Genomic DNA, 5,898 nt, shown 5'->3' with positions numbered 1-5,898 from the left:
TCTCCCGGTGGGCGAGGGGACGGGGCGGGATCCGGTCGGGCCGGTGATGGTCGGACCACTGTGGTCAGACCAAGGAGCGTACTGTGAGGGTGGTCACCTTGCAAGAGGCTGGCATGATATGGTCTGACCACTACGGCACCCGTGTGCTGGCGCACCGCACGGCGCCCCAGGCGCCCCGTCCGGAACGGAGACCGGCATGAGAATCGCCCTGTTCGCCACGTGCATCGTGGACGCGATGTACCCCAAGGTGGCCCTCGCCACCGTCCGCATCCTCGAGCGGCTCGGCCATGAGGTGGTCTTCCCGCCCGGCCAGGTCTGCTGCTCGCAGATGCACGTCAACAGCGGGTACGTGAAGGACGCCCTGCCCGTGGTGCGCAACCACGTCCGCACCTTCATGAAGGCCGACTACGACCTCGCCGTCGCCCCCTCCGCCTCCTGCGTGGCCTCGCTCGGCCACCAGCAGCCGGACGTCGCCCGCTCCGGCGGGGACGAGGGTCTGGCCCGCGACGCCGAGGTCGTCGCCTCCCGCACCCTCGAGCTGTCGCAGCTGCTCACGGACGTCCTCGGGGTGACGGACGCCGGGGCCCAGCTCGGCTCCTGGTTCCCGCACACCGTGACCTACCACCCCTCCTGCCACGGCATGCGCCTGCTGCGCCTGGGCTCGCGCCAGGAGGACCTGCTGCGCACCGTCGCGGACATCGACCTGCGCCCGCTGCCGGACGCCGAGGAGTGCTGCGGCTTCGGCGGCACCTTCTCCCTGAAGAACCCGGACGTCTCCGCCGCCATCGCGGAGGAGAAGATCGAGAAGGTCACCGCGTCCGGCGCCTCCCTCTGCACGGGCGGCGACGCCTCCTGCCTGCTCCACCTGGACGGGGCCATGCACCGTCGCGAGGCGCGCGGCCAGGACGGCCGCCCGCTGCGCACCGTGCACCTCGCCGAGATCCTCGCGGCCACCCGGGAGAACCCGCTCGAGGTCGACGGCCCCGTCGAACTGTCCATCCCCGCGTCCGCCGGCGCCCGCCGCGGACCGTCCGCCCGTGTTGAGGAGGCCCGCCGATGAGCACCGTACCCACCCGCGTGCGCCTGGGAATGCCCACCGTCCGCCCCGTCCACGGCGAGGGCGAGATCCTGCTGAACACCCCGTTCCCCGAGTCTGCCCGCGAGCAGCTGGGGAACGGCCAGATGCGCGCCAACATCCGCCGGGCCACGCACACCATCCGTGCCAAGCGTGCCGGCGTCGTCGAGGAGCTGCCGGACTGGCAGGAGCTGCGCGCCGCCGGCTCCGCGCTGAAGCAGTCCGTCATGGCGGACCTGCCCGCGCTCCTGGAGCGGCTCGAGTCCGAGGTCACCGCGCGCGGCGGCGTCGTGCACTGGGCCCGGGACGCGGCCGAGGCCAACCGCATCATCACGGAGCTCGTCACCGCCAAGGGCGTGGACGAGGTGATCAAGGTCAAGTCCATGGCCACCCAGGAGATCGGCCTGGACGCCGCGCTCGAGCATGCCGGCGTGGCCGCCGTCGAGACGGACCTGGCCGAGCTCATCGTCCAGCTCGGCCACGACCGGCCCAGCCACATCCTCGTCCCGGCGATCCATCGCAATCGCCGGGAGATCCGGGATATCTTCCTCCGGGAGATGCCGGACACGGACGAGAGCCTCACCTCCGAGCCGGCCGATCTGGCCGAGGCCGCACGCCGGCACCTGCGCGAGAAGTTCCTGAGCACGAAGGTGGCGATCTCCGGGGCGAACTTCGGCGTCGCCGAGACGGGCACGCTCTCCGTCGTCGAGTCGGAGGGCAACGGCCGCATGTGCCTGACCCTGCCGGAGACGCTGATCACCGTGATGGGCATCGAGAAGCTCGTGCCCACCTTCGAGGACCTCGAGGTGTTCCTGCAGCTGCTGCCGCGCTCGTCCACGGGCGAGCGGATGAACCCGTACACCTCCATGTGGACGGGCGTCACCGAGGGCGACGGTCCTCAGGAGTTCCACCTGGTCCTGCTGGACAACGGCCGCTCCGCGGTGCTGTCCGACCCGAAGGGCCGTTCCGCGCTGCACTGCATCCGCTGCTCGGCGTGCATGAACGTGTGCCCCGTGTACGAGCAGACCGGCGGCCACGCCTACGGCTCGGTCTACCCGGGCCCGATCGGCGCGATCCTCTCCCCGCAGCTCACCGGTGTGGACGCGGGGGAGAACGGCACCCTGCCCTACGCCTCCACGCTGTGCGGCGCGTGCTACGACGTCTGCCCCGTGGCCATCGACATCCCCTCGATCCTCATCCACCTCCGGGACGAGGACGTGCAGGCCACCCACGCCGCCCGGAAGGCCCTGCGCACGGAGAAGGACGCCGCTGCCGGCCCCCTGGCCCGCGCCAAGGCGGCGGTGGAGTCCGTCACGCCCTCGCAGATGGACGTGGCGATGAAGGGCGCCTCCGTGGTGATGTCCTCGGGTCGGCGCATGTCGCTGGCCGAGCGGGGCCTGGGGTTGGGCCGGGTCGCGGCCGGGCCGGACCGGGTGCTGGGTTGGCTGCCGGGCATCGCCGGCGGGTGGACCGACGAGCGTGACGTGCCGGCGCCCCCGCGGGAGTCCTTCCGCAACTGGTGGGCCCGCCACAAGGATGAGACCGAGCACCGGACCGCCCTGGACGGTGTCGCCGGGCTGGACCGCCAGGAGGACGAGCGCGTCGAGGAGGACGGACGATGAGCGAGGCGAAGGTCGAGATCCTGCGGCGCATCCGCGAGGCGACGGCGGACGGGCCGGTCGCGGACCCGGTGCAGCGCACCTACCGGCGGGCCTCCTCCCGGGACCGGGCCGAGGTGGTCGAGATGCTGCGCGATCGGCTGATCGACTACCGGGCCTCCGTGCGGGACGAGACCGAGGAGACGGTGGCCGCGGCCATCGCCGAGCTGCTCGGGCCGGACGCCCGGTACGTGGTGCCGGCCGGTCTGGAGCCCGACTGGCTCCCCGCGGACTCGCGCGGGGCCGGCCGGGAGCGCATCACGGAGCCCGCGGTGGGCCACACGGGGGAGAGGGCCGCGGTCCGCGGCGCCCACGACGGCGAGCGCGAGCCCCTCAGCGTGGACACGCTGAACGAGGTGGACGCGGTGGTGACGTCGTCGACGGTCTCCTGCGCGGAGACCGGGACGATCTTCCTCAGCGGCCGCCCGGACGAGGGCCGCCGGGCGATCACCCTGGTCCCGGACCACCACGTGTGCATCGTGCCGCTGGACTCCGTGGTGGAGCTCTTCCCGGAGGCGCTGGCCCGCGTGGAGGCGACGGCGCCGATCACCATGATCTCCGGCCCCTCGGCCACGAGTGACATCGAGCTCGAGCGCGTCGAAGGCGTGCACGGTCCGCGCCGCCTGGACGTGATCCTGCTCGACCGCGCTCGCTGACGCGGGCGCGGTCGGGCAGGGGTCGGGCGGGTCAGGCCCCCTCGACGACGGTGCCGCCGGCGCGGCCCGTCTCGAGGTGGGCCTGACGCTCCCGCACGCCGCTGTCCAGGGCGACGAACAGCAGCGCGGGACCGGCGGTCACGAGCATGTGGCCGAGTCCGGCGATGCCCGGGATGGCGGCCGAGGTCTCGGCGGGGGTCAGGCCGAAGACCGCGTCGAGGGCGAGGACCACCAGGGTCACGGTCAGCCCCCGGCGGATGCCTCAGATGATCGAGCGGCCCTCCCGACGGGCCGCGGCCCAGTCGGCGACGAAGCCGCGGGCGATCGCGACGAGGACGGCCAGCACGAGGACGGGCCACATCAGGACGTACAGGGTCAGACCGACGGTCATGCGGATGCTCCTTGTGAGTCGGGGGACGGGGGGATCAGGACACGGGGGCCGAGGCGCGCTCGACCTGCGGCAGGTCCTCGGTCGCGGGGTCGAAGTCGCCGGTCACGCGCGCGATCCGGTCGAAGTCGAAGTCCTGGCCGGAGCGGACGGACAGCCCCCAGCACACGAGGAAGGACACGGCGTAGGCCACGAGCGAGCCCGTGAGGGTGGCGTAGTCCCGCAGGAAGCCGTAGCCGAGGAACAGCGTCACGACCGAGGCGATCGCGCCGACCACGACCGCCGGGCGCAGGCCGAAGAAGCCGAAGCACATGATGCCCAGCACGACGCCCACGCCGAGGATCGCGAGGGTCTCGACCACGATCGCCCAGGCGCCCTCGATCGGGATCCACTCGAAGCGCACGGGCAGGAACACGGCCAGCGCGGCGAGCACGGACACCGTGAACGCGGCGTTGGTGATCCTGCCCCAGTAGAAGGACGCGATCACGGGGAACACGAGGCAGCCCCACAGGGCGCCCACGAAGACCAGCAGGTCGAGGATGTCGAACTTGGCGGTGGCGAAGTACAGGGCCGCCGCCGTCGCCACGATCATGGTGATGCGGCCGATCAGCAGCATGGTCTTCGGGTCGGCGTTCTTGCGGCCGACCGACTGGCCGTAGACGTCCGTCATCACGATCGACGAGAGGGCGGACAGGTCCGAGTCGGCAGTGGAGGACAGCGAGCCGATGATCATCAGGAACGCCAGGGCCACGAGCGCCAGCGGCAGGTGGTCGGCGACCATCTGCGGCAGGAGGTTGTTGACGTCGCCGTCGAGCGGCTCGGCGCCCAGGTAGAGCGCCATGACGCCGAGCATGCCGACGCCGATCACGGTGCCGCCGTAGCCGAGGGTGGCCGTGATGAAGGTGGGCTTGATGAGGTCCTCACGCACGGCGAAGAGGCGCTGGGCGATGGTCTGGTTGCCGATCGCGTAGGCCAGCACGGCGGCGATGTACGGCGCCCCCTGGTTCATGAACGCCTCGGAGGAGAAGAAGCTCTGCTGCTGGGCCGTGACGTGGCCGGCCTCGACGCCGGCCTGGAACATGCCCGGGCCGCCGGCGGCGAAGAACACGGCGGGGATGATGATGACGGTCGCACCGAGCATGGCCATCACCTGGGCGAAGTCGGTGAGCACGGAGGCGCGGAAGCCGGACCACAGGGTGTACAGCAGCACGCCCGCGGCCACGATCAGGATGCCCGCGCCGAAGGACAGCGGGGACAGCAGGGAGATCAGGGCGCCGCCGGCGATGAAGTTGGAGGTCAGGGAGATGACGGAGCCGAGCACGTTGGAGCCGGCCAGCATGAGCTGCGACGAGCGGCCGTGCCGGGCGTACATGACCTCGGCGAGGGTGTGGGCGCGCGGCGCGACCGCGCGGATGCGGCGGCCGAACGGGTAGATGAACAGGATCATCAGGGCGCCCCAGAGGCCGTAGTGGAGGGGGCCGGAGACGCCGTACGTGTAGCCGGCGGTCACGGAGGCGTACATGGAGGCGGCCCAGATCCAGGTGGCCGTCATGGAGGCGGCGGACACGCCGAAGCCGATCCGATTGCCGGCCGTCATGTAGGCGTCGGCGTTCTCCTTCTTCTTGGAGATGGCCACGGACATGATCATGGTCCCGCCGTAGAACAGCGCGACGAGCAGGATCACCCCGATCACGCCGAGCTGGGTCAGGGATGCTGCGTCCTGGGAGGGCGGCATCGGACTTCCTTTCGCACGAGTGACTGTGGACGTCCCGATCCCCCGGCGCGGTCCGGTCAGGGCACGGCTCCGCAGGGCGGAAGGTGGCGTACCGATCACGTCGCGGCCAGGGGGCCGGGGAGGTGGAGGGCATCCCGCCGGGTCCCGAGTCCACGAACGGCGAGCTCTCTGCTCAAGCCATCGCGGTCCCTCGGCCCTGGGCGGCGCTGTCAACACCGGCATCCTGGCGGAACGAGCCCACCCGGATGGCGCGATCATCACATGATCGGCGCAGAAATGGCAAAAACATAGAGCCTTTTCAGCAGGGCGGGGAGCATGAGTGCCCGGCGCAGAAGCCGGACAGAATGGGCGGATGACCGTTCCCCCCGGCTCCTGTCTCTTATACA

At 71.4% G+C, this 5,898-nt stretch carries 6 protein-coding genes; 3 read left to right on the top strand and 3 right to left on the bottom strand.

Annotated features, from left to right (window positions below):
* Positions 1-196: 196 nt before the first annotated feature.
* From J1M37_RS09355 to J1M37_RS09345, 3 genes are read left to right on the top strand one after another with little or no spacing between them, the layout of a single operon-like run.
* Positions 197-1,060 carry a (Fe-S)-binding protein gene (locus J1M37_RS09355; RefSeq protein WP_036313467.1) on the top strand — a complete coding sequence of 288 codons (864 nt, stop codon included), beginning with the start codon at positions 197-199 and terminating at the stop codon, positions 1,058-1,060.
* On the top strand, positions 1,057-2,697 hold the full coding sequence (locus J1M37_RS09350) for a LutB/LldF family L-lactate oxidation iron-sulfur protein (RefSeq protein WP_206452486.1): 1,641 nt from the start codon (positions 1,057-1,059) through the stop codon (positions 2,695-2,697). Before J1M37_RS09355 ends, J1M37_RS09350 begins: the two co-directional genes overlap by 4 nt.
* Positions 2,694-3,389, top strand: a complete 696-nt coding sequence (locus J1M37_RS09345; protein WP_206452485.1) for a LutC/YkgG family protein — start codon at positions 2,694-2,696, stop codon at positions 3,387-3,389. Before J1M37_RS09350 ends, J1M37_RS09345 begins: the two co-directional genes overlap by 4 nt.
* A 31-nt stretch (positions 3,390-3,420) precedes the next feature.
* On the opposite strand, the gene J1M37_RS09340 is transcribed toward J1M37_RS09345, so the two are convergent.
* From J1M37_RS09340 to J1M37_RS09335, 3 genes are read right to left on the bottom strand one after another with little or no spacing between them, the layout of a single operon-like run.
* A complete protein-coding gene (locus tag J1M37_RS09340; protein WP_206452484.1) occupies positions 3,421-3,630 on the bottom strand; it encodes a hypothetical protein in 210 nt (69 codons plus the stop codon).
* Positions 3,631-3,651: 21 nt separating this feature from the next.
* Positions 3,652-3,780 (bottom strand): putative transporter small subunit, encoded by a 129-nt coding sequence (locus J1M37_RS11575; RefSeq protein WP_036339645.1) that lies wholly within the window; start codon positions 3,778-3,780, stop codon positions 3,652-3,654.
* Between the two features lie 34 nt (positions 3,781-3,814).
* The gene (locus J1M37_RS09335; RefSeq protein ID WP_206452483.1) at positions 3,815-5,512 is read right to left on the bottom strand and encodes a sodium:solute symporter family protein; all 1,698 of its coding nucleotides are present in this window, start codon (positions 5,510-5,512) and stop codon (positions 3,815-3,817) included.
* Between the last annotated feature and the right edge of the window lie 386 nt (positions 5,513-5,898).

Origin of the sequence: Micrococcus sp. KRD012 (genome assembly GCF_017168555.1) — a bacterium.
GTDB lineage: Bacteria > Actinomycetota > Actinomycetes > Actinomycetales > Micrococcaceae > Micrococcus > Micrococcus luteus.
The sequence above is the reverse complement of the archived record's forward strand: the minus strand, read 5'-3'. Positions and strand labels throughout refer to the sequence as shown.